Origin of the sequence: Pseudoalteromonas porphyrae (genome assembly GCF_001298125.1) — a bacterium.
Classification (GTDB): Bacteria; Pseudomonadota; Gammaproteobacteria; order Enterobacterales; family Alteromonadaceae; genus Pseudoalteromonas; species Pseudoalteromonas neustonica.
Genome location: NZ_LHPH01000002.1, coordinates 260,920 through 282,534 on the forward strand (window position 1 = coordinate 260,920; position 21,615 = coordinate 282,534).

At 40.9% G+C, this 21,615-nt stretch carries 20 protein-coding genes; 13 read left to right on the forward strand and 7 right to left on the reverse strand.

What is annotated here, in order from left to right; all coding sequences use genetic code 11:
- Positions 1 to 3 precede the first annotated feature (3 nt).
- From ADS77_RS03045 to ADS77_RS03060, 4 genes are all read left to right on the forward strand, one after another.
- Positions 4 to 744 carry a 2,3,4,5-tetrahydropyridine-2,6-dicarboxylate N-succinyltransferase gene (locus tag ADS77_RS03045; RefSeq protein ID WP_054206877.1) on the forward strand — a complete coding sequence of 247 codons (741 nt, stop codon included), beginning with the start codon at positions 4 to 6 and terminating at the stop codon, positions 742 to 744.
- Positions 744 to 1,949: a PLP-dependent decarboxylase gene (locus ADS77_RS03050; protein ID WP_054452895.1), complete on the forward strand. Its 1,206-nt coding sequence runs from the start codon at positions 744 to 746 to the stop codon at positions 1,947 to 1,949. Before ADS77_RS03045 ends, ADS77_RS03050 begins: the two co-directional genes overlap by 1 nt.
- A 5-nt stretch (positions 1,950 to 1,954) precedes the next feature.
- Positions 1,955 to 3,076 carry a succinylglutamate desuccinylase/aspartoacylase family protein gene (locus ADS77_RS03055; RefSeq protein WP_054452897.1) on the forward strand — a complete coding sequence of 374 codons (1,122 nt, stop codon included), beginning with the start codon at positions 1,955 to 1,957 and terminating at the stop codon, positions 3,074 to 3,076.
- A 210-nt stretch (positions 3,077 to 3,286) separates the two neighbouring features.
- A complete protein-coding gene (locus tag ADS77_RS03060) occupies positions 3,287 to 4,327 on the forward strand; it encodes a phospholipase A (RefSeq protein WP_054206880.1) in 1,041 nt (346 codons plus the stop codon).
- Between the two features lie 55 nt (positions 4,328 to 4,382).
- Here ADS77_RS03060 and ADS77_RS03065 read toward each other — a convergent pair whose 3' ends face one another.
- The gene (locus ADS77_RS03065; protein ID WP_054206913.1) at positions 4,383 to 5,276 is read right to left on the reverse strand and encodes a bifunctional GNAT family N-acetyltransferase/hotdog fold thioesterase; all 894 of its coding nucleotides are present in this window, start codon (positions 5,274 to 5,276) and stop codon (positions 4,383 to 4,385) included.
- A gap of 233 nt (positions 5,277 to 5,509) precedes the next feature.
- On the opposite strand from ADS77_RS03065, the gene ADS77_RS03070 reads away from it, so the two are divergent.
- Positions 5,510 to 6,199 (forward strand): spermidine synthase, encoded by a 690-nt coding sequence (locus ADS77_RS03070; protein ID WP_054452899.1) that lies wholly within the window; start codon positions 5,510 to 5,512, stop codon positions 6,197 to 6,199.
- Between the two features lie 13 nt (positions 6,200 to 6,212).
- On the opposite strand, the gene ADS77_RS03075 is transcribed toward ADS77_RS03070, so the two are convergent.
- The 4 genes from ADS77_RS03075 to ADS77_RS03090 form a co-directional block, all read right to left on the reverse strand.
- Entirely contained in the window at positions 6,213 to 7,799 is a 1,587-nt protein-coding gene (locus ADS77_RS03075) for a methyl-accepting chemotaxis protein (RefSeq protein ID WP_054206882.1), read from the reverse strand.
- 297 nt (positions 7,800 to 8,096) lie between these two features.
- Positions 8,097 to 8,534, reverse strand: a complete 438-nt coding sequence (gene dtd, locus ADS77_RS03080) for a D-aminoacyl-tRNA deacylase (RefSeq protein ID WP_054452901.1) — start codon at positions 8,532 to 8,534, stop codon at positions 8,097 to 8,099.
- Positions 8,522 to 9,475, reverse strand: a complete 954-nt coding sequence (locus tag ADS77_RS03085; protein ID WP_054452903.1) for an alpha/beta fold hydrolase — start codon at positions 9,473 to 9,475, stop codon at positions 8,522 to 8,524. The genes dtd and ADS77_RS03085 overlap by 13 nt, the downstream gene beginning before the upstream one ends.
- Positions 9,476 to 9,506: 31 nt before the next feature.
- Positions 9,507 to 10,400: a virulence factor BrkB family protein gene (locus ADS77_RS03090; protein ID WP_054452905.1), complete on the reverse strand. Its 894-nt coding sequence runs from the start codon at positions 10,398 to 10,400 to the stop codon at positions 9,507 to 9,509.
- Positions 10,401 to 10,487: 87 nt separating this feature from the next.
- On the opposite strand from ADS77_RS03090, the gene ADS77_RS03095 reads away from it, so the two are divergent.
- From ADS77_RS03095 to ADS77_RS03105, 3 genes are all read left to right on the forward strand, one after another.
- Positions 10,488 to 11,144, forward strand: coding sequence for a DUF2959 domain-containing protein (locus ADS77_RS03095; RefSeq protein ID WP_054452907.1), 657 nt, complete (start codon positions 10,488 to 10,490; stop codon positions 11,142 to 11,144).
- A 142-nt stretch (positions 11,145 to 11,286) separates the two neighbouring features.
- Positions 11,287 to 12,378, forward strand: a complete 1,092-nt coding sequence (locus ADS77_RS03100) for an MBL fold metallo-hydrolase (protein WP_054206887.1) — start codon at positions 11,287 to 11,289, stop codon at positions 12,376 to 12,378.
- A 101-nt stretch (positions 12,379 to 12,479) separates the two neighbouring features.
- Positions 12,480 to 13,013 carry a methylated-DNA--[protein]-cysteine S-methyltransferase gene (locus ADS77_RS03105; RefSeq protein ID WP_054206888.1) on the forward strand — a complete coding sequence of 178 codons (534 nt, stop codon included), beginning with the start codon at positions 12,480 to 12,482 and terminating at the stop codon, positions 13,011 to 13,013.
- A gap of 307 nt (positions 13,014 to 13,320) precedes the next feature.
- Here the strand turns inward: ADS77_RS03105 and typA are convergent, their stop codons facing one another.
- Positions 13,321 to 15,144 carry a translational GTPase TypA gene (gene typA / locus ADS77_RS03110; protein ID WP_054206889.1) on the reverse strand — a complete coding sequence of 608 codons (1,824 nt, stop codon included), beginning with the start codon at positions 15,142 to 15,144 and terminating at the stop codon, positions 13,321 to 13,323.
- Between the two features lie 509 nt (positions 15,145 to 15,653).
- Between typA and glnA the strand changes: the two genes are divergently transcribed.
- The 5 genes from glnA (at position 15,654) to ADS77_RS03140 (ending at position 20,752) form a co-directional block, all read left to right on the forward strand.
- On the forward strand, positions 15,654 to 17,060 hold the full coding sequence (gene glnA / locus ADS77_RS03120) for a glutamate--ammonia ligase (protein ID WP_054206891.1): 1,407 nt from the start codon (positions 15,654 to 15,656) through the stop codon (positions 17,058 to 17,060).
- A gap of 133 nt (positions 17,061 to 17,193) precedes the next feature.
- On the forward strand, positions 17,194 to 17,706 hold the full coding sequence (locus tag ADS77_RS03125; protein WP_231659121.1) for a DUF4124 domain-containing protein: 513 nt from the start codon (positions 17,194 to 17,196) through the stop codon (positions 17,704 to 17,706).
- Positions 17,707 to 17,796: 90 nt separating this feature from the next.
- Entirely contained in the window at positions 17,797 to 18,867 is a 1,071-nt protein-coding gene (gene glnL / locus ADS77_RS03130) for a nitrogen regulation protein NR(II) (RefSeq protein ID WP_054206893.1), read from the forward strand.
- 17 nt (positions 18,868 to 18,884) lie between these two features.
- Entirely contained in the window at positions 18,885 to 20,273 is a 1,389-nt protein-coding gene (gene ntrC / locus ADS77_RS03135) for a nitrogen regulation protein NR(I) (protein ID WP_054206894.1), read from the forward strand.
- 20 nt (positions 20,274 to 20,293) lie between these two features.
- Positions 20,294 to 20,752, forward strand: coding sequence for a cyclic nucleotide-binding domain-containing protein (locus tag ADS77_RS03140; RefSeq protein ID WP_054452909.1), 459 nt, complete (start codon positions 20,294 to 20,296; stop codon positions 20,750 to 20,752).
- Here the strand turns inward: ADS77_RS03140 and ADS77_RS03145 are convergent.
- The gene (locus ADS77_RS03145; protein WP_054206896.1) at positions 20,741 to 21,544 is read right to left on the reverse strand and encodes an arylamine N-acetyltransferase family protein; all 804 of its coding nucleotides are present in this window, start codon (positions 21,542 to 21,544) and stop codon (positions 20,741 to 20,743) included. The genes ADS77_RS03140 and ADS77_RS03145 overlap by 12 nt on opposite strands.
- Positions 21,545 to 21,615 lie beyond the last annotated feature (71 nt).

The window sequence follows — 21,615 nt, forward strand, 5'->3', positions numbered from 1 at the left end:
ATAATGAGCTGGTTAGAACTATTAAATAATTTAGAATCGGGCGCCGTACGCGCAGCAACACAAGACGATAACGGCCAATGGCATGCAAACGTTGAAGTAAAAAAAGGTATTTTAGAAGCGTTTAAAAACGGCACTAATACTGAATTCGCTGGTGGTTTTGTAGATAAACATAACCTAGCACCACAAGAATTCACTGCTGAAAATGGTGTGCGTATGGTACCAGGTGGCTCAAGTGTTCGCCGCGGTGCACATGTTGCTAAAGGCACGATTATCATGCCACCAGCATATGTAAACATTGGTGCATTTATTGACGAAGGCACTATGGTTGATAGCCACGCCTTGGTTGGTTCGTGTGCGCAAGTAGGTAAAAATGTACATTTAAGCGCTGCAGTACAATTAGGCGGCGTACTTGAGCCAATTGGCGCAAGCCCTGTAGTCGTTGAAGACGACGCATTTATTGGCGCAGGTTGTGTGATTGTTGAAGGCGTAGTCGTTAAAAAAGGCGCAGTACTTGCCCCTGGCGTACGTTTATCAGCCACTATCCCTGTATATGACTGCGTAAATGAGCGTCAGCTTGATAAAGGCGAACCTATTCCAGAATACGCGATTGTTATACCAGGTTCTCGTCCTGCATCAAACGCATGGGCACGCGAGCAAGGTTTAAGCATGTCATGCGCGTTAATCGTAAAATACCGCGACGAACAAAGCGATGCGTCATTACTTCTTGAAGAGGTTTTACGTTAATGACCTTTTTGAGCACACCAGTTAAAACCGCCATTGATGAGTTATCAAGCCAGCTTGATACGCCATTTTTTGTGTATGACCTTGATACCCTAAACGCACACCTAGCGCGTTTAGTAACGCAAACACAGGTAAAGCTTTGGTATGCCGTTAAAGCTAATCCCCTATCTAAAGTGATTCAAAGCTTAGATAGCGCAGGCTTTAACTTTGATGTTGCAAGCAAGGGCGAACTTGAGCAAGTACTTGCTCAAGGTATTAACAGCGAGCGCGTGCTCAACACCGGGCCTGCAAAGAGCCCGAAACAAATTAAACACTTTATTGAGCGCGGAGTACGCATATTTGTTGCCGAAAGCCTCAATCAAGTACGCTGGCTCAATGAGCAAGCAAGCTTACTAAACTGTCAGCTGCAAGTATTGCTGCGCGTACAATTACGCTGGCCCGAAGGCGAAAAAAACCCACTAGGTGGCGATAGCTTAACGCCGTTTGGGCTCGGTTGTGATGAATGGCAGGCGCTAAATACTCGCGACTACCCTACGCTAAACTTTGACGGCCTGCATATTTTTCAGTGGGGCAATATGCTCAGCAGTGACAAACTCGCAGAGCTCTGGTCACAAATGATTGCGCCGCTAACGCAACTTGCCGACGACTTAGGCATTAATTTAAAAGTACTCGATTTAGGCGGTGGTTTAGGTATTCCATACACGTTAGATGCGCCCACTCTAAGCTGGGATACACTGATTGATGCACTTGCAAAAATTAAACGCGATGCTGGCGTAGATGAATTATGGATGGAACTTGGTCGTTATGCCGTAGGTGAGTGTGGTCATTACGCAACGCCTGTCGTTGAAAGTAAATTAAACTATGGCCAACAACAAGTGATTTTAAGCGGTGGAATAAACCACTTATTACGCCCAGCGGTAACCAGCCAAGACTTCCCTGTACGACTATTGCGTGAGTCAAACGCAACAACGCAAGCAATGAGTTTATATGGCCCACTGTGCACTGCGCTTGATTGCTTAGGCGAACACCATTTACCTAAGGATTTAAATGAACATGACTGGCTGGTATTTAGTCAGTGTGGCGCCTACGGATTTACCGAAAGCATGCCGTACTTTTTATGCCATGAATTAGCCGCCGAATACACGTTACAAAATGGCCAATTAACCTGTGTACGTCAAGCTGAAGATGCTAGCTACTACCTGAGGTAATTAATATGAGTACTACAACACCCATTAGCCAAGAAAACATTGTAGTCGGTGAAGTCGCCAATGGTTTACCGCTCACGATTCCAGTGTATCGAATTAAAGGCGATGGCAGCGGCCCTAGCGTTTACGTGCAAGCAAATATGCATGGCGCAGAAGTGCAAGGTAATGCCGTTATCTTCCAATTACTTGAGCAGCTTAAGTGTCTTAAACTCAAAGGCGATATCACTTTAGTCCCTTACGCGAATCCTATTGGTTGCAATCAAAAATCAGGGGAATTTACCCTCGGTCGCTTTGATCCAATAACGGGCACCAACTGGAACCGTATGTATCACTGCAACAGTAACTTAGCGGTGCAATTTGCCGAGCAATACGCAGATGCAGATGATCACACTTTAAAAAGCGCATTTAAAGCCGCGCTGATCGATGAAGTCGATCAGCAATTAACGGGCCCCGCGTACCGCCTAACCACAGGTAAACGCATTGCTCTTAATTTGCAAAAGCTCGCCCACCAAGCAGATATTGTTTTGGATTTACACACGGGGCCAATCTCTAGCCAGCATTTATATTGCCCTGATTATGCGAAAGCCAGCGCCAGCTACTTTAATATTCCCCATGTGTTATTTATCCCAAATGACTTTGATGGTGCAATGGACGAAGCCAGTTTTTGCCCATGGTGGCAATTAACAGACGCACTTGCCAAACAAGGTCGTGAGTTTGCCGTGCAGGTTGAAGCGTTTACCGTGGAGCTTGGTAGCCAAGAAAAAATTGATTTGAGTGCAGCATTTGATGATGCCAATAGTATTTTAAGCTATCTAAATCATAAACAAGTATTACTTGATGCACCTCACCTGCCAAAAGCGATAACTCGCTATGGCTGCAATTTAAATGACTACCTTGCCTATTACGCACCAATGGGCGGCATGGTCGAATATATTGCGCCATTGGGGGGTCACATCAAAGCGGGTGAGCCAATTGCAAAAGTACTGCGCATGGAGCGTTATTTAAGTGAGCAGCCTTTGCAAACACTCACACTTGATTGTGATGCCATCGCAATTTTGCACTTTGCATCAGCGAGTGTAAACCAAGGCACTGAACTATATAAATTTTTTACTAACGTATTTGAGCTTTAACTTTTGTGTAAAGCTCACTCCCATCTCATTGCGTGAGAGCAATATCACCTTAGGGTAATATTGCATTGAACAAGCGGCTACGGCCGCTTTTTCTCTTTTTGCATAGTATAAAATCAATTCAAATAGATAAGTTCAGTAAAAGTTCACCATCATTAAGTTAAAAACACGGTATACTTTTAACAACACACGGTTTTTCTCAAAGGAATAATAATGACTTGGCGCTACGGGATTCTATTTACTACATTGTTGTCCAGCACTGCAATTGCACAACAAGCACAAATCGAAAAAAAGAACGAACAAAGCAGCAATATTGAACTCGTAAAGCAATGTATTTTAAATGAAGCTATTGCTGGTGATGGCAACCAAACGCTAGACCAACTTCGTAAAAAGTGTTCAGCACTTGATGAAAGCAAACAAATTACAGCACTTGATAAACGTCAAGCCCGTGAACAAGTAAGCCAGAAAAACCGCAATGTCATAACTCCGCACAAACGTAATTACATATTGCCTTTGTCATATGTATCAAACCCAAATGTACGCCCGTTTGATGGCTTAAATGAATTAACCCAAGACAGTGACGGCGAACCACTTGATAATCTTGAAGCAAAGTATCAACTATCAATCAAAGTTCCTTTATATAACGACTTTGATGATGAAGATCAGGCTGTATATTTTGGCTTTACATTGCAATCATTTTGGCAGCTTTATAACAAAGAAATCTCATCTCCATTTCGCGAAACAAATTACGAACCGGAGATCTTTTGGGTTAACTTCCTCGATCCTGAACATGTGCTTTGGGGTGATGAAATGGCAATTTCAATTGGCGCAGTACACCAATCAAATGGTCGAAGCCAACCCAACTCGCGATCATGGAACCGCATTTATGCTGATTTCATCTGGGAAAATGAAGGATTTGTTTTTAGCTTTAAACCTTGGTACCGCATTTCAGAAGAAAGAAAAGAAGACCCTATGGTAGCAAAAGGCGATGACAACCCTGATATCCATAAATATATGGGGTACTTTGAATTTTCAGGCGCATATCGCTGGAACGAACACGAATTTAGTTTTATGACCCGCAATAATTTAAATTCAGATAATCGTGGTGCTATTCAATTAGATTGGTCTTTTCCTTTATGGGGTAGGCTACGCGGCTACGGGCAATACTTTAACGGCTACGGTGAAAGTTTAATTGACTACAACGCAGATATAGAGCGCATCGGCATCGGTATACTCTTGACTGATCTTCTATAAGCACTATTTAAAAAGCCAAGTATTCACTTGGCTTTTTATTTAGCATATAACAGCGCTATTTTTTAATAATAAATTGCCCTTCAAATTCAGCGACCAGCACATCGCCATCGTATATTTCAACAGGCACTAAATAACTGGCTTTACCTTCACTTTCAAGCTCGGCTAGCTTTCCTTTACAGCCACTTAAATCAACACTCCCACGAGGCTCATTATTCAACGGCTTTAAATATTTAATATTAGCATCGGCCAACACTATATTACCTTCAAGCTGCGCTTCTTTAAGCGCTAAGTAAGTCGCTCCCCACCCAGTTAATGTCGCTAAGCTATAAATAGATCCTGCAAACATCGTATTGTGCAGGTTTAAATTAGCATCCAAGTCTGCACTGGTCGTAAATTGCCAATCGGTGTAGCTCTCCACTTTAATACCCATTGCATCACTGATCGGGATCGACTCACGCCATGTATTTTGCAATACTTGAGTCCAATTTGGATGACGAAACCAGCCTGGCTCAGACGGCTTTTGCTTTATCATTTTCCAATGCTGTACATCGTCATAGGCTAAATGGGCTTTTTCTTTTAATTCGTAGCCGTGGCGCTTATAAAAATCCAATGCGCGTTCACGCGCATACAACACAAGCTCACCTGCATCTTGTGTCCATGCTAATTTTTCAAGTTCATGTAATAAGCGACTGCCAATATGCTGATTTCGATTACCTTCAGCCACGGCCATATAACGGACTTGTGCTTGTTGGTGATTATTAAAATGAAGCCGTGCAACACCTAACACTTCACCTGCTTTATTCTTTATAAAACGATGTTCAGCATCTTGCTCTAAATCATCTTGCTCAGAGCCACGCGGTTCATTCCAAGGCGCGCGCAGTACCTGCCAACGTAATTGATAATAAGCTTGCCAATCTTCGCTACTTTGTGGTGTTGTCACCTGAAACATAATCACTCCTGTTGCAATCAAGGCCGCCATAAACAACTCATTAAATTAAAACATCTACACACGCGAGCGGTTTATTTAATAAGAATGCGGTCTGTTATTATTTGCAAACTACCATACTCGATTTGATAAACACTTGGAATACGACTTTGGTTAGCCAAGAGAAATAACTATTGTTACCTGTAAAACCTAGCGGACAAGCTGGCACTTTACCTTGACTCATCTATTCTCATGTAATGGAATATTTATTAAAAGCAAACGGGACAGTAAAACAGTGTTTTGTTGAAGACTGTCACCGTATAGGGCAATTACTATATTGGCAAAAGTGCGGCGCTGATTGCATTCAAGTGCGTGAGTATAAACAACTTCGTTGGTTACTCATCAACGACACACTTCAATCAGTGGTAACAACGGACGATCCCAGCCAACTACACTTTCCTCACCTACAACACTTGGCAAAGTTATGGCAGTCAATTCCAGTTCCACAAAGCATATTGGAGCTTGGCCTAGGCGGTGGTGCTATACATAACTATCTACGACTCACCTACCCTAATTGCAATCTAATATCGATAGAAAAAAACCCGGACATAATTCATTGCTACACACATTTTTTTGATAAAAAAAGTGACTCAAATTTACGATGTTTAGATGCTGAAATAGAGCTTGAAAGAGAGCAGGTATATGACTGGATTATACTTGATTTATTTAGCAAACTCGATGTTCCACTATTTTTATACAAGCAGCAGTTTTATCGAAAAATCTATAAAAAACTATCAAAAAATGGCTGCCTGTTTATTAACTTCCTTTCCCAACATGACTCTCAATTAAAACAACTCGAATCGATATTACTTAGGACATTTTCAATACAACCCACCATAAAGCACATCTCTGGTTATGCAAACCATATTGTACTGTTGAAAAAATAACGGTCTATTTACTCTACTTTGATTTTTGCGCCCAAAAATGTTGCGCGATACTATTTAGAGCAGTTGAATGCGTTTGTAAAGCTGCGCATTTAGCAATATTTTGCTCAGAAGATTGTAAACCGCTTTCACTATAATCCTTAATTTTTGTAACATTTTCAGTTATCTCTTCCGCAACTTTCACTTGCTGCTCAACTGAAGTCGCAACCTGAATATTAAGATCCAGAATATGATTCATCTCCGTGCTCATATACTCAATTGATGTTTTAGCTTGGGTCGTTGAATCCACACTACTCGATACGCGTTGCTGTGCTTTTTCCATTGCGGCAACAGCGGATTTTGTACCTTGATTTATCTTCTCTATTGTCTTCACAATTTCTTCTGTGGACTGATGGGTTCTATTAGCCAAAGTACGAACCTCATCTGCAACAACAGCAAAACCACGACCTTGCTCACCTGCTCTTGCAGCCTCAATTGCTGCATTTAAGGCTAATAAGTTAGTTTGTTCTGCAACCGAACGTATAACAGCAACTACATCATTAATAGCTGCACCATCTTTTTCTAATTGCTCTACAACGCTTGCTGCATTGTTAACATCATTACTTAGCTCGTTCATATTATTAACTGCTTCTTCAACCTGTAATAAACCTTGTTGAGCATACTCATGTGTCGATTTTGCTGCGCTTGATGTTGCATGTGCATTACTCGATACTTCATTAAAACTTGCAGACATTTGAGTAATTGCCGATGCCATGGAGTCTGTTTGCTGATATTGCATAGACACACGAGAATGATTTTGTGACAACTCATGCTCTAAACTATTTAATGCATCGCCCATATTCACTGATGCATCATTTATACGCCCTACAATCGCTCCAGCTTCTTTACTTAACACCTCCAGCGCCAGTAACACCTTGTTCGCTGCATTATTATTTCCCGTATAAATATAGGTAGCTAATGGATCATCTACTATCGATTGTGCTTTTTCGATTACTTTATGCCATTGCTTTGATTGCCATAATAAACTGGTCAATAATAAACACATAGGGATAAGCGGTAACCCTAGTGCACTACCTAAAGAGGCTTGAGTGAAATTAAAAATCAAAAAGGCTGTTAATAAATAACAAAATAAAACCCCACACACCATAAACATTGTCGCAGAAGCCTTCTCCCACCAAGGGATTCTAAATTCCCCTCCGCTTTGTAATTTTTTGTATAAATTTTCAGCTCTATTTTTAACGGAGTCTTTTGGCCTCACCCTAATCGACTGATATTCAATTTGACCTGTCGCTGTCTTTAAAGGGCTTGCATAAGCGTCGACCCAATAATGGTCACCATTTTTACAGCGATTTTTAACTATTCCCATCCACGATTTACCTGATTGCACACATTGCCAAAGGTCAGCAAACGCAGCAGGAGGCATATCTGGGTGACGAACAATATTATGATACTGACCTATTAAATCAGCTTCATCAAATCCAGAAATGGCTATAAAATCTTTATTTATATACTTTATTTTACTATCGGGAGATGTAATCGATAGAATATTCACAGAGGAAGGTAACTCGATGTTCTTTTGGGTTACGGGTTCATTTTTACGCATTATTGATTCACTACCTTTGTAAACACCAATATTATTGAAGCGAGGCCCTACTCAAGCTTGCTTGCCACTTTTTAGGCTCTACGGACTTTTTATTATTGTAGTAGGGAATCAGCTAATGGGTATAAATAAGCAAAAATATATACCCAAGTCCCCAAAATATCAGTTTATGTAGGAATTAAAAGCGATGTAGGCAGGCATTGATTGTAAAGGATGGTTATTCCCTTGTTAAAATAAATAACGCAATATAAATCGTTTTAAATCAACTTTTGGCATCTTGAAGTGAGTTGGGTAGAGTAGCTATATAGTGAGCAAAAAAGTCACTGGCCCGTCGTTACATAAACTCACCTGCATATCAGCAGCAAAGCGTCCTGTTGCAACGCTCAGCCCCGCAGCTTTTGCTTGGTCTACAAAGTATTCGTATAGCTCATTTGCCTGAGCAGGTGTAGCCGCAGACGAAAAGCTCGGCCGCATACCTTTTTTTGTATCTGCAGCAAGTGTAAATTGCGAAACAACCAGTAATTCGCCTTTTATATCTTTCAAGCTGAGATTCATTTTATCGTTTTCATCACTGAATATACGATAGTTACTCACTTTATGAAGTAGTTTATTTGTGGTGTCTTTATCGTCATGTTTTTCAACACCTAATAACAGTACTATTCCTTGTTTTATTTGACCTACAAGCTGATCATCTACCTCTACCTTTGCGTGTTTTACTCGCTGGATTAATCCTTGCATTTATTCCTCGTTAATTTGATATACATAAGATCGGCTGCTCGCCTTGCTGCCGCTAAATATACCTGATTATCAACACCGTGCCCAACACCATCTAAAATCAATAGTTGTGAGTTCAGGCTACTTGCAAGTCGTTGAGCAACACTAAAGCGACACACTAAATCTTGGCGTCCATGAATAAACCAAATAGGTAAATGAGATAAACAGTCGCCATGCTGCGCTATATAATTATCATCTATAAAGCAGTGATTAATAAAATAGTGCACCATTAAACGCGCCATATTTAAACCATGCTGCGGGCAACTAAGCGTCCATTGTAGCGACTGCTTCCCTTGACTTAGAACAGCCTCCCACTGGCACCATAACTTAGCAAATCGACTGGCACTTATTTGATTCTCACTAGCCAATTGCTGTTCGTAGAACGCTAAAATACTCATTGCATCAGGTAAATCATGAGAAAACTTAACGTATAGCTCAGGGTAAAACTGCGCACCGGCACCTTGCGAGCTGTATAACCACTCTAAATCAGCATGTGCAGCTAAAAATGTACCACGTAAAATCAACCCAAAAACATGCTCTGTATGCTTAATTGCATAAAGTAAACATACGGTTGCCCCCCACGAAGCGCCAGATAGCAACCATTTGGTAATGCCTAGGTAAGCCCTCAAATAATCGAGATCTTTGATTAAGTCAGCCGTTTCATTCGCGATAAGGTGATGAGGAGTTGATAAACCGCAGCCTCGTTGGCTATATAAAATAATGCGGTACCGGGTTGGGTCAAAAAAGCGGCAGTTGTCAGCATGTAAGCCCACACCGGGCCCGCCATGACAAATCACAACGGGTAAACCATTGGGGTTACCGTATTCTTGCACATGTATCTGGTGTCCATCCCCCACACTCAAATGAAAATCGTGGTAGGGGGTTATGTTCGGATATAACGGCATATTGCTGGCTCCTAACAAAACACATTGCTATTTAACGGATGTTTTCCTCCTCATCAAGAATGATCTCAGGCGTATCTTCGATATCTTTTGGGCTTATGCACACGGTAAACTCAGCACCGAGCAACACCACAACCCACGACAAATACACCCAAACAAATAAGATGGGGATTGTAGCCACCGCACCATAAATAACTTCGTACGAAGGAAAGTGACTAATATAAAGTGCAAAACCTTTTTTAGTTAGCTCAAAAAGTAACGCCGCAAAAAAAGCACCCGGTATCGCAGCTCTAAACGATACTCGCGTATTAGGCACTAAAGTATAGAGCATAATAAAGCCAGCCATAGAAATTAAATAAGGCAGTAGTTTAAGTAAAAACCCACTGAATCCTGGAATCCCTTGATCAGCAAACGACACTAAAGATACTATGTATGAAGTCACACCAATACTTGCGCCTAATAACAATGGCCCTAAGCTTAATACCATCCAATAAACTGCAAACGAAATCATCATTGGGCGTTTATGTTTTATGCGCCAAATTCTGTTCAGTGTTGCGTCCACATTGCGGATCAAAAGCAGTGCTATTGCGGCTAAAAAACCGATACCGACAGCGGTCATTTGATTGGCATTACCAGCAAAAGAGCTAATATGCTCCTTAATCACATCAGAGGAAGTCGGTACAAAATTGGTGAATAAGAAATTTTCTATTTCGATTCTTGTAGATTCGAACCCCGGAAAAGCCGAAAATATTGCCACGCCAACTGCTATCAATGGCACTAAAGATAACAAAGTAACATAGGCTAAATAACCTGCATTAACAGTGATTTGGTCATCAATGCAACGATTTATATACTGCATCCACCAACCAGGTTGTTGACGTATAAACGAAGCTGCTTGCTGCCTATAGTGCGTGACCTTATCGTTCATAAAGTTAACTTTTTACAAAATAATTTTGATTATCATAGCAATCGCCCACATAATTTGCAGTATCAACGGATTTAAAAAGAGATCTCAATGAAAAAAAGTACATTTCTCAGCGCACCACTTTTAGCACTCACCCTAGCTTTATCGGGTTGCCAATCTGCCTATTACTCAGCAATGGAGTCTGTCGGTGTACATAAACGCGACATACTCGTTGATCGTGTAGAAGAGGCAAAGGAATCACAAGAGGAATCGCAAGAAGAATTTCAATCAGCATTAGAACGCTTAACCACTTTAATTAACTTTGACGGTGGCGAGTTACAAGAGGCTTATAACCAACTTAATGATGATTACGAGTCAAGCTTGAAAGCTGCTGAAGATGTAACCAGCAACATCAATAAAGTTGAAGACGTTGCGGACGCGTTATTTGACGAGTGGGCAGATGAACTTGAGCAATACAAAAGTGCATCTTTAAAGCGTGAAAGTAGCAAAAAACTTAATTCGACTAAGCGCCAATTTGACCAACTACTGCGCTCAATGCGAAGTGCCGAAAGCAAAATGGAGCCAGTACTTTCATCGTTAAAAGATAATGTATTGTACTTAAAGCATAACTTAAATGCGCAGGCTGTAACCGCCATAAAAGGTGAATTTACAAACCTTAAACGCGATATTCAAATATTGATGAATGATATGAACAAGTCAATTGCTGACTCAAACAAATTTATTGAACAAATGAATAAAGCAGGATAATAATCCTAGGATCTAAAACTATTAAGCCCATTCACTGTAATGGGCTTTTTTATTGTTATTTTTTGTTACTTTTAAAATGTTTTTTAATCGGCTGTTTTTGGTACACTTTTATGTAGTTAAAATTACAAAGCGTAAATAAACAATGAAGGTATACGGTGTTGGTTTAATCATTGCTTCGTGCTTATTGGCCGCGTGTGGTACGCCCAATCAAGTGACCCAGATAACCGCACCAGATGCTGTTATTGCACAATACAAAGAGGGTGATCGTGCTGGTCGCTACCATAATGTATACCCAAAAAAGCAAAATTACCCGACCACCTGCGAAACTGACTGCTACCCTGCTCACCCCGATTTGCTGTGTGAAACGAGCGCTGAAAACTGCCAGTATCAAGGTAGGCAAACACTGCCACAGTTAAATACCAACTACACTGTCCGCTGGCTGGGTCACGCTAGTTTTTCGATCAATACCCCAAACGGTCAGCATATATTATTTGATCCCGTAAAAGCGCAGTTTGATTCCCCCGTTGATATCGCATTTAAACTTACAGGAGGCATCTATCGTCAGCCTGGTGCTTGGTTAAATGAGCAAGAGTTAGCCGGTATTGATGCCGTTATGTATTCACATATCCATTATGATCATTTCAATAAAGCCGATATAGAACTCATAGGTAATAAGCCCTATTACTTAACGCCACTTGGTATGGCGGATAACTTTCCTACAGGTGGTTTTAACATCAGCGAAATGCCGTGGTACTCAAAAACCAATATTGATGACTTAACCATTCACGCAGTGCCAGCTCATCATTTTAGCAATAGAGTACTTATTCCCTACATCTACAATGATGACAATAAAGACTCATGGAATGGCTGGTTGCTAGAACAAAATGGTAAAACTTTATTTTTTGCAGGCGACACGGGCTATTCAAAACACTTTCAAGACATTCAGCAAAAATATGGCGATATTGATGTATGCCTAATACCCATCGCTTCTTACTATCATAAAGAAAACGGCAAATGGTATCGCTATGTCCATACCACACCGGAAGACGCGCTAAACGCAGCACAAGAGCTTAATTGTAAAGTTATGATACCGTGGGGCTATGGCAACTCAAGTTGGCAGATGGGCGATCACAGCAGCCATTCTGCGTTACTGCGTTTATTGCATATGTATAAAAAAATGGATTCACAAGTACCGCTATATATTCTTAATGAAGGTGAAAGTGTGCAATTGTAGTCATTAACAAGCTGTAGAGCATTCGACGATATTACTGAGCGAATCAGACAATGTACGTTTTAGCGAAACCACTTAACTTTTCAACGAGGGAGACGACTGCAATGTTTGTCGATTATATTGATACACCGCTAGGGTGTGTTGAATTTAAAGCATCAGATAAAGGCATTACCCAAGTTATATTTTCTGGGGAAATAAAAACCCACGTCATAGCCAGCGATATAACAACTGAGTGTAAAAAACAGTTACATGAGTATTTCGCAAAAGCACGCAAAGAATTTGACCTGCCCCTTGATCCTAAAGGAACAGATTTTCAAAAATCAGTGTGGTACTGCTTATCAAACATTCCCTATGGTGAAGTCGTCACGTATTTAGACATCGCTAAAATGGTGAATAAGCCCAAAGGCTCTCAGGCCGTTGGCGGCGCTAATGGCCGAAATCCTATTAGCTTAATTGTACCGTGCCATAGAGTGATAGGCAGTAATGGCTCACTCACAGGCTATGCAGGAGGAATTGAGCGTAAATTGTGGTTGCTCAGCCATGAAGGCTTTGAAGTTAAGCCATCAAAAGAAAGCCAACAACTCGACATTCAAAATGTGATTCATTCACGACAAGCCAAAACCGAGTTTTTAGCTTAACCTCTGCCCTGTTATTATTCACCTTGAAATTACTGAGTTATTTAAACTGTAGGCCGAGATTTATCCCGAAAAAGTAATTACGTTAGCGCCTGCGCGAGGTAAATTCCCACCTATGGTGTTAGCTTTAGTGTCTAAATCTGTTTTAGGTAAAGCTTTATGTGGTTGTCTTTCACCTACAACCAATCTACCCAACCACGCTTGTTCTAATCTGACCGCTTATAGCTTACAACTCTTGTTTTCACCCACTAAAAAGCCGCTGTATCTTACAATACAGCGGCTTTTGAAATCATTATTCTAAATTAATAGATTATGACTTAGGTGCACGACCCGCACGTTTACGTTCGTTTTCTGTAAGGTGACGCTTACGGATACGAATGTTTAGTGGTGTAACTTCTACTAACTCATCATCAGCAATAAACTCAAGCGCTTGCTCAAGTGAATAGTTAAGTGCTGGAGTTAATGTTTGTGCTTCATCTGTACCAGATGCACGAACGTTAGTAAGTTGCTTACCTTTAAGCGCATTAACTGTAAGGTCGTTATCACGGCTATGAATACCGATAACCATACCTTCGTATACTTCAACACCGTGACCGATGAATAAACGGCCGCGCTCTTGTAAGTTAAATAATGCGTTAGTAAGTGCTTTACCTGTTGCATTTGCAATCATTACACCGTTCTTACGAACACCTAGCTCGCCACCTTTGTGCGGACCGTAGTGATCAAACGTGTGATAAAGTAAACCAGAACCTGATGTTAACGTCATGAACTCAGTTTGGAAACCGATTAAACCACGGCTAGGGATCATAAAGTCCAAACGCATACGGCCTTTACCATCTGGGGCCATATCAGTAAGCTCACCTTTACGAAGACCAATTTGTTCCATGATAGAACCCTGGTGCTCTTCTTGACAGTCAATTGTTAGTGTTTCATACGGTTCTTCTAACACACCATCAACTGTACGTAAGATTACTTCTGGACGAGATACTGCTAGCTCGTAACCTTCACGACGCATGTTTTCGATTAAGATACCTAGGTGTAATTCACCACGGCCCGATACACGGAAGCTATCAGGGTTATCAGTATCTGCAACACGAAGTGCTACGTTGTGTACTAATTCTTTGTCTAAACGCTCACGGATATTACGTGATGTTACAAACTTACCTTCTTTACCACAGAAAGGTGAGTTATTTACAGAGAATGTCATTGTTACTGTTGGCTCATCAACACTTAGTGGTGGTAATGCTTCAACGTTGCCAGGGAAACAAACTGTATCAGAGATCTTAAGCTCACCAATACCTGTTACTGTTACGATATTACCTGCGTAAGCTTTATCAGTTTCGATACGCTCAAGGCCAAGGTAGCTTTGTACTGCACCGATTTTACCGTTACGTTTAGAGCCGTCAGCACCAATAATAGTAACTTGTTGGTTAGGAGCAACAGAACCACGTTTGATACGACCTATACCGATTACACCAACATATGAGTTGTAATCAAGTTGAGAGATCTGCATTTGAAAGTCACCTTCAGGATCTGCATCCGGTGGTGATACTTCATCAACGATCATCTTGAACATAGGTTCCATGTTGTCTGATGGCTCGTCTAAATCTAGTGTTGCCCAGCCGTTGATAGCTGAAGCGTAGATTACTTTAAAATCTAACTGTTCGTCAGTTGCGCCAAGGTTGTCGAATAAATCAAAGATTTGATCCATAACCCAATCAGGACGTGCACCTGGCTTATCAATTTTATTGATAACTACGATCGGCTTTAAGCCCTGTGCGAATGCCTTTTGCGTAACGAAACGCGTTTGCGGCATTGGACCTTCTTGAGCATCAACAAGTAGTAATACTGAGTCAGCCATCGAAAGTACGCGTTCAACTTCGCCACCGAAGTCGGCGTGTCCTGGAGTATCAACGATATTGATATGGTAATCGTTCCATGAGATGGCTGTGTTTTTAGCCAAAATGGTAATACCACGTTCTTTCTCAATGTCGTTTGAGTCCATCACGCGCTCTTCGTTACCGCCGCGTGTTTCTAATGTACCTGATTGCTCAAGTAGTTTGTCAACCAGTGTTGTTTTACCGTGGTCAACGTGCGCGATAATCGCTATATTTCTTAACTTTTCGATGCTCATATATTCACTCAGAGAAATTGAATCTCAATGATCCTGCAGGGGCTTTACGCTCTCACCCGCGTTTTCACGAGATGTCCCAGCATTGGATTTAAAAGGGCGCATATTATCCCCTATAAATGACATGGATGAAAGTTTATCCAATATATATTTCAAAACTTTCTTAATAGTTCCAATAAGTATCTGTTTTATATATGACATTTTTATTAATTTAATTTCTGAATTAACTCTTATTTTGTACATTCAATACATTTCATGCCATATTTTGACAGTATTTTATAAGTAAGTTAGTTTTACAGCTGTGTTTATAATTCATACAAGTCGTACCAAATCCCGTTACGCACCAAAATGATCTTTTAACGCTTCATATTGGTGCAACGCAATAGGTAGCATAACGTAGAACTATAATTTTTAAACTTATAAACAAAGACTTATAAATATGGCACAGAAAACGCTTACTATAAACAAAAGCAATTATGCAGCAAAAATAAAACCCAACAGTTGGAGGACACATGTCACAATCGGTTTTAGATTTTATTAAAGAAAATGACGTTAAGTTCGTTGATTTACGCTTTACTGATACAAAAGGTAAAGAGCAACACGTTTCTATTCCTCATCACCAAGTTGATGAAGATTTCTTTGAAGACGGTAAAATGTTTGACGGTTCTTCAATTGCTGGCTGGAAAGGTATTAATGAATCAGACATGGTATTAATGCCTGTTGCTGAATCAGCTAAGCTAGACCCTTTCACAGAAGAAGCGACATTAATCTTACGTTGTGACGTCGTTGAGCCTGCAACATTACAAGGTTATGAGCGCGACCCGCGTTCAGTTGCTAAACGCGCTGAAGAGTATATGCGTTCTACAGGTATTGCTGATACAGTTTTATTTGGCCCTGAGCCTGAGTTTTTCGTATTTGATGATGTTAAATACAAAACGGATATGTCTGGTTCAATGTACAAAATTGATTCTAAGCAAGCTGCTTGGAATTCAGATAAAGAATATGCAGATGGCAACACAGGTCACCGTCCTGGTGTTAAAGGCGGTTACTTCCCAGTTGCTCCAGTTGATGACTTCCAAGATTGGCGTTCAGCTACGTGTCTCGTTCTAGAAGAAATGGGCCAAGTAGTAGAAGCACATCACCACGAAGTAGCAACCGCTGGTCAAAATGAAATCGCGACTCGCTTTAATACGATGGTAATTAAAGCAGATGAAATCCAAGAGATGAAATATGTTATCCATAACATGGCTCATTTATATGGCAAAACTGCGACTTTTATGCCTAAACCAGTTGTTGGTGATAACGGTTCTGGTATGCATTGTCACCAGTCTTTAGCTAAAGACGGTGTTAACTTATTCGCAGGCGACAAGTATGGCGGTCTTTCTGAAGATGCACTTTACTACATCGGCGGTATTATCAAGCATGCTAAAGCAATCAACGCGTTTGCAAATGCGTCGACTAACTCGTACAAGCGTTTAGTACCAGGTTTTGAAGCGCCAGTTATGCTTGCATACTCTGCACGTAACCGTTCTGCATCAATTCGTATTCCAGTGGTTCCGTCTGAAAAAGGTCGTCGTATCGAAGTACGCTTCCCAGATCCAACAGCTAACCCATACCTTGCATTTTCTGCAATGTTAATGGCAGGTCTTGACGGTATCAAAAACAAGATTCACCCTGGCGATGCAATGGATAAAGATTTATACGACTTACCTGCTGAAGAAGCAGCTGAGATCCCAACTGTTGCGGCATCACTTGATGAAGCACTCTGTGCACTTAGCGCAGACCGTGAGTTCTTAACGCAAGGTAACGTATTTACTGATGACTTAATTGATGCTTACATCAAACTTAAGAGTCAGGAAGTTGAAAAGCTTAACATGACAACTCACCCAGTTGAGTTTGAAATGTACTACAGCTGCTAATAACGCTGTAGAGAAAATTATCTAATAGATAATATATATGTGTTCTCAAGGCCCGTTTTACGGGCTTTTTTTATGGTAAATTTGGTCATTATCCACTACAGTTTAATTAGTGCAAAAAATGCAGGACTGTACAGTGAAAAAAACAATTTTATTACTTTTAAGCATGTCTTTAGTTAGTATTAACAGCTACGGCGGTGACAAAAAAATCTACTCGTGGAAAGACAAACACGGCGTACTGGTATTTTCTGACAGCCCTAGAGCAGGAGCCCAAGAAATTAAATTATCAAGCCAAAATTTATCTATGCCCGCTGTTGATATTACCGTGTTAAATGAAGACAAGCCCGCTGCGGTGGTCAACTTTAAAATTGTTATTGCTTCACCCACTAATGAAGAAACTGTCCGTGAAAATACAGGGTCTGTTTACGTTACTAGTAGAATAGTTCCACGCTTTGAGAGCGGTTTTAAAATTCAATTACTCGTTGATGGTGTCGCATTCGCTAAGCCGAGCAACACGGGTACTTTTGCACTTCGTGATGTAAACCGCGGTGAGCACACATTGCAATTGAAACTATTTAACTCCGAAGGTTCTGTGGTCTCGGTTAGTGAAAGCAGCACTTTTTTTATGCATAGGGCATCGTCTTTGTAAGAATAGTGTTTTTTCTACCACGACACATTTCTTGTACGTAACTCTGTGATAAGCTGCTAAATATCATCAACGCACTAAAATGGTGCAACCATGCCCAACAATAATATTTTCCGCCCCGAACTCCTCGCAAGTATTTGGCAAAATCTGACTACGGCCGTTATTTTACTTGATGAACGTTTTACCCTTGTGTACGCCAATGACAGTGCGAGTGAGCTATTAGGCTTAGGCCCTAAACGTATTTTAAAACAATCTTTCGATAGCCTATTTAGTTACCACTCAATTGATTTAAAACGAATAGCGCAATACGCTTTAATTGATGGTGTAGATTGCCACCAGCACAGAGCTGACGTAGTTTTCGTTGATTCTCGCCATGCTAAATTAGCGATTAGTGCACGACGCGTTATGCTGGAAAATGCCTATTATATTTTGCTCGAATGTCGGCAAACGGATGATGAAATCCGCCACGATCAAGCTTCAAATCAAATGCACCAATATCAAGCTGCACGTAACCTAATTAGGGGGCTTGCGCACGAAATAAAAAATCCTTTAGGTGGTATTCGTGGAGCGGCGCAATTATTGCAGTATGAGGTTGATCAGCAAGAACGGGATGAATGCGCTGAGCTAATTATTGAGCAAGCAGATCGCTTGCGAGAACTGGTTGATAGATTACTAGGGCCGAATCAATTACCGCAAAAATCATACGGTAATATTCACCAAACCTTGGAGTCGGTTATCAGGTTAAGTACTCTCGACAACTGTGCCAACATCAGTTTAGAAAAAGATTACGACCCGAGTATACCCGATGTGTTTATTGACCAAGGTAAAATTCAGCAAGTTGTGCTCAATATCGTACGTAATGCGCAGCAAGCATTAGTGAATGGTGGTGTAATCAAAATTAAAACACGCATCAATCAGCGCCAACGACGCCCCGGAAAACCCCCTAAAAAGGCCTTGCAAATACAAATTTCAGACAATGGACCAGGTATCGATCCTAGCATTAAAGAAACGCTATTCTACCCCATGATCACGAATAAAGAAGGTGGTTCTGGCCTAGGCCTTTCGATAGCGCAAACCTTGATCGACCAACACAATGGCTACATCGAGTGTGATAGCTGGCCTGGTCATACAGAATTTAATATATATCTGCCGTTTGTAGATTAAGCGGTTTTGGAGCACCTATGAAAACAGTTTGGCTTGTAGATGATGATGCATCAATTCGTTTCGTACTTGAAAAAGCCCTCACCCGTGCAGGATTTAACGCTGAAAGCTTTTCTAATGCACAAGATGTCCTCACTGCACTTAAATTTAGCCAACCGACTGTGCTTATTTCTGACGTACGTATGCCCGGAATGGACGGTATGGCACTGTTAGAACTAATAGCAGAGCAAAACCCAGGGCTGCCAGTTATTATCATGACCGCGCATTCAGATTTAGATTCAGCAGTCAATGCGTTTCAAAAAGGTGCTTTTGAATACTTAGCCAAACCATTTGATTTAAATGAAGCCGTCAGCCTTGTTGAAAGTGCGTGCCGTGCGAATGCGACAAAAAAGACTAAGCGTAAGCAAGCTCCCCCCAAAAGTGCGCACATTATTGGTGAAGCCCCCGCTATGCAGGAGGTGTTTCGTGCTATAGGTAAACTATCGGCATCAAGCATGAGTGTGCTCATTAATGGTGAGTCTGGTACAGGAAAAGAGCTTGTCGCCAGTGCTTTGCATAACCATAGCCCACGAAAAGAAAATCAATTTATTGCTTTAAACATGGCCGCCATTCCCAAGGAACTGGTTGAGTCAGAGCTCTTTGGGCACGAAAAAGGTGCCTTTACAGGTGCTGATAGCGTACGTAAAGGCCGTTTTGAACAGGCTAATGGCGGCACCTTATTTTTAGATGAAATCGGTGACATGCCATTGGATGTGCAAACACGCTTATTACGCGTATTAGCAGATGGTGAATTTTACCGTGTTGGTGGGCATCAAAGTATTAAAGTGGATGTGCGTATTATTGCTGCAACACATCAAAACCTTGAAGATCTCGTTAAGCAGGGTAAGTTTAGAGATGATTTATTTCACCGTTTAAACGTCGTCAGGTTACGCCTTCCCGCGCTACGTGAACGCACCGAAGATATAGAACGCTTAGCGCAACACTTTTTGCATAAAAGCGCCAAAGACTTGCAAGTTGAAAGCAAAATTCTTAGCCCAAAAGCAACCGATCAACTGCGCTTATTCAACTGGCCCGGAAATGTTCGTCAATTAGAGAACACTTGCCGCTGGCTAACCGTTATGGCACCGGGTGAATTGGTCAGTGAGCAAGATTTACCTCCTGAGATTCTCGAAGTAGAGGCGTCGCAACAAGAAGGTGACTGGCTCGATGCATTTCAGCAATGGCTGAATCAAGAGCTTAAACAAGGTAAAGAGAATATTTGGCCTAACGTACAAGCTCAATTAGAAACCCGCTTGATTAAAACGGCACTAGCCAACTGCGCTGGACACAAACAAGAAGCAGCAGTAAAAATTGGCTGGGGTCGTAATACATTGACCAGAAAATTAAAAGAGCGCAATATTAATTCATAAAATAACAATATTGGTTTTTGATGAAGTTAATCGAGCACATTCCTCTCATAAAACAGATGGAAATTATTAATAGACTGAATTTTTTTAAAGAGTTCTCACTCAACGAACGACAAGTTTTGCTTGAATCATTCAGTCAATTATATTTAATTAGCCAAAGCCGTTTTTTATTTAAGCAGTTTGATAACGACAAACGCTTATACATTGTTCTCAGCGGTGCCATTGTTGTCTATAAACACAGCCACTTACTTGACTTAGGCACAATTGAGCCTGGTGAATTTATTGGTGAAGGCGCATTTATTAACAACCGAGAGCGTAGCACCAGTGCACGCGCCAAAAGCGACACTATCGTGCTTGCTATTACACCTGAAGCACTGACTCGCTTACCCAATGTGATCCGCGAAAAAATTAAAGATCGTATTATTGAAGGCATGAGTGAACGCATTACAAAATTAAATGACTACCTTGAATCACGCGGCTAATTTGCATTTAAATAGCTTCTCAACGAATGTCTCAGGTACCTGAATTTTAAATACCTCTGTAATCAACTGATACAATTGCGCTGAACTTGTAATGGCTAATTCGGTGCTGTGCTTGTTCTTTTCATTCCAATAAAAATACTGATTGTTACGAATTAGAAAGCGCTCTGAGTCGGCTATACGCGATACAACTAAGTTATTTACAAATGCGGCACTTTGATGTTGATGACTATAAAAATGAGCAATCTCACAATCACTTTCATAAAATTCACCGAGCTCAATACGATAAATATATTTGAGCTCTGGCTGAGTTTGCTTAACTTCAATGAAATTATCAGTACGTTTTACTTGGTATGTATTCACCCCTTGCTGATGCAACCCTGATTTATCAATAGGTAGCGGTATAATTGGTGTACTAACACCAAAGCCAACATCAATTAAATATTGCTTGTTATCCAAGGTGAGCAGAATGAGACGATGTGAGCGTGGGTTTTGTGTTTGGCCATTGAGCATTACACGGCCAATAAGTATTTTTACATCAAAACCAAGCGCCTCTAGTGCAAGGTGAAAAATTTTATTGTGCTCAAAGCAATATCCGCCCTCGCGCTGCTCTATCAAACGCTCAAACAATATTTTAGGCTCTAAACTTAGCACTTTATCTTGTAGTGCATTGATGCTGCTAAAGCTGTATTGCGCTAAATGCGCGGCTTGCATGTGTGAGACTAAATCTAAATCAAGCTGAGCATGCGTGTTAACTAATAGTGTCGCAAGGTAGTTTTTTATATAAGTGGGCATAGTTAGTCCTTTAAGGTATATAGGGTATCTAGAGTATGCACACATCTTAAAACCTCAAGCTAAGTTGAGGT